Source organism: Acidovorax sp. HMWF018, assembly GCF_003061035.1.
In the GTDB taxonomy this organism is placed as follows: Bacteria; Pseudomonadota; Gammaproteobacteria; order Burkholderiales; family Burkholderiaceae_C; genus Acidovorax; species Acidovorax delafieldii.
This window is the reverse complement of record NZ_QAIM01000426.1, coordinates 30,459-33,254: the sequence shown is the minus strand read 5'-3', so window position 1 is coordinate 33,254 and position 2,796 is coordinate 30,459. Positions and strand designations below refer to the sequence as shown.

Here is a 2,796-nt window from a genome sequence, read left to right as displayed (position 1 = left end):
CCGCCTGGGCACGCGGGAGATCGAGGAAAGCATTTCCAGCCACGCCAATGTGGCCGAGGTGGCGGTGGTAGGGGTTGCCGACCAGCTCAAGGGGCAGGTGGCGATGGCTTTCGTGGTGGCCAAGGACAGTTCTTCGCTCTACGACGATGCCTCGAAACTCAAGCTGGAGGGCGAGATCATGAAGCGGGTGGACGAGCAGTTGGGTGCCGTGGCGCGCCCGGCACGGGTGCGCTTCGTGACAGTGCTACCCAAGACCCGCAGCGGCAAACTGTTGCGCCGCGCCATCCAGGCCGTGTGCGAGGGGCGCGATCCGGGTGACCTCACCACCATGGACGATCCTGCTGCGCTGCAACAGATACGTGCATTGTTGGTAGAAGAATACTAGAAGAAAACACACCGGAATTGCCGAAACGTGCCTCACTTGCGTACGGTAGTAGCAAAGCTTTGAAGTCAGCCCTCTGTCACAAACAGACGGAGAGAGTTGTGCAGTCCATCACCTCGGTATCAAAGCCAACACACGGTAAAATCCCAGTGATTGCTGGCCCGAATGAGGGGGCGTGTTGAATCTCTGATTTGCTCCATTCATCATTGGATGGACAGGTAGCGCCGTCGCCCGATCTTCCATGACACGCTCCCGCCTCGCATTGTGGCGACGAGTTGCTGCCCCAGCCGCTGTTCAAGCACCGGCTTCCAAGGCACCAAGCTGAACCCCATACCCTCATCGAGCAGTGCGTAGCGTCCGCTGGCAAGCATCACGCTGCGCCGGTAGATGCCGGCCACGCGCTGGCCGTCAGCCACGGGGCGATACCCCAAGCCGGTTTCGGCGGCAATGTCCTTCGCGGCGAGCGTCAGTTCCCGGTCGCGCAGCGTGCCCAGCAGGTTGCGCGCCAAGATCACGCGCTGCCCGCGCCGCTCGGCCAGCCCCTGTTCCGTCAGGAAGTTGGCACGCTGCTGCATTGCCTGCTTGGCCTCGCTACCAAAACCCAAATCACCCAAGCCGGAGCCGCCGCCGATCAACTGCTGGTCGAGCCAGGTGGCGCCGATGACGCGAGCTTGACGCTCAATGGGCAGGTGCGATTTTAGCTCCACGGCCACGCCGCCCAGGCGCTGCGCGTCGTACTGGCGGCCACGCTCGGGCAGGTCGTCCGGCACCTTCCATAGCCCCTCGGCCACGCGCTCCACGATGCCAGCCCGGCGCAGGGCTTCCAGGCGCCGGACATGGGCTGCCACGACTTCTTGCGGATCGCGGCCAGGGACAGTCTGCCCTTGCGCGATGGCAAGGTGATGGTCGGTGCGGTACAGGCCATTGCTTGCCATCGCGGCGATGGTCTTGTCCGCCGCCCGTATCTCGGCAGAGCCTTTCACCTCGACCACCGCGCCCATCGGATACTGCTCCAGTTTCGTCCTGGGCGACAGCGCGACGTAGTGCGCCTTGCCGTCGATGCCATCGACCACGAGATAGCCCCGGTCGTACAGTTCGTCGGCCAGCCCCTTGCCCGCTACGCGGCCGATGATGGAGTGCCCATCTTCGGCCGGCTGGAACACGGCCAGGTCGCGCTGCCTGCCGCCCATCGCACGTTGCATGGTGCGGATGATGTCGCCGCGCTCGCCCATCGCCCGCAGGGTGGACTCAGCTTCGGCGTGGACGGCACAGGTGCCAGGCTGGGTTTCCGTCGCCAAGCCCATGCGCTGAAGCCGTTGCAGTCGCCCGACCAGCAGCAGGCGCTGGCGCTGCAGCTTGGGATCATTGAAGCGTTCGATTTTCACCAATCCCTCTACCGCTTCACGCTGCAAGGTTCGATCCAGAGAAGTCCAGCGCTCCTGCTCCACCTCGCGGGCCAGAGTGCGCTGGATCTCCAGCTCGGTGCGTGGCCCGAGCCATTCGGTGGCCAGCTCCATCGCCCGCTCGCGCATCCCGCGGGTGATGTACTCCTGCGAGATGATGAGGTCTTTGCCCGTATCGTCCTTGCCGCGCAGCACGACGTGGGTGTGCGGGTTGTCGGTGTTCCAGTGATCCACCGCCACCCAGTCCAGCCGGGTGCCCAGATCAGCCTCCATGCGCTGCATCAGGTGGCGGGTATAGGTGCGCAGGTCTTCGAGTTGGTCGGCATGCTCGGGCGAGACGATGAAGCGGAACTGGTGACGGTCGCCCCGCCCGCGTTCCTCGAAAGCTGCCGTGTCCGCCTCGTCGGTGATGGTCCCATAGGCCCGTCCCTGTTCGCCCTGGCGATCCACGCCTTCGCGCCCGATGTAACGCAGGTGCTGCACCGTCGATTTGCCGCTGGCCTGCTGCAAATACACCAGCCGAACCTTGACCGTGGCCCGGCGTGAATAGGCAGTCAAGGACTGGCCCGTGAAGCTCGCCGCCGTATGCCCGCGCCCCAGACGAGAACCAGGCGCCTTGCCGGTGGTTTTGCCCCTCACCTTGCCACCCATTCCGCGCTTGCCGCCTGTAACGCCAGCCGCCTTGCTGGTCTGACGCAGCACCTGCGCAATGAAGGTGTCGCCGCGCTGCTTCGGCTTGCCTGGCCGCACGCGGAAACGGTCATCACCATCCGAGTTTCCGCGCTGGCTCATGATGCGCCTCCAGCCAAGCCCATCGCGCCCGAGCGGATGCGGCACACGGTGTTCCCAATGCCTGCATGGCATTTGCGCTGTTGGCGGCACGAAGCCACCCTGTGGCGCGTGCTGCCCCAAACCCATGTGCAGACTGGCTTTGCGCGCACCGTGGTGCCGCGCCCTTCAATCTTGCCTTCCGCCTTTGCCCCTCGCTGGCGCTCCGGGCAGCGGCGGCCC

1 protein-coding gene and 1 pseudogene are annotated in these 2,796 nt (G+C 65.0%); one reads left to right on the top strand and one right to left on the bottom strand.

Going from position 1 to position 2,796, the window contains the following annotated elements:
* Nucleotides 1-385 (top strand): annotated as a pseudogene (gene prpE, locus DBR23_RS30955) (propionyl-CoA synthetase); the annotation flags it as partial.
* 200 nt (nucleotides 386-585) lie between these two features.
* Here the strand turns inward: prpE and DBR23_RS17865 are convergent.
* Nucleotides 586-2,577, bottom strand: a complete 1,992-nt coding sequence (locus tag DBR23_RS17865; protein WP_056581648.1) for a relaxase/mobilization nuclease and DUF3363 domain-containing protein — start codon at nucleotides 2,575-2,577, stop codon at nucleotides 586-588.
* Nucleotides 2,578-2,796 lie beyond the last annotated feature (219 nt).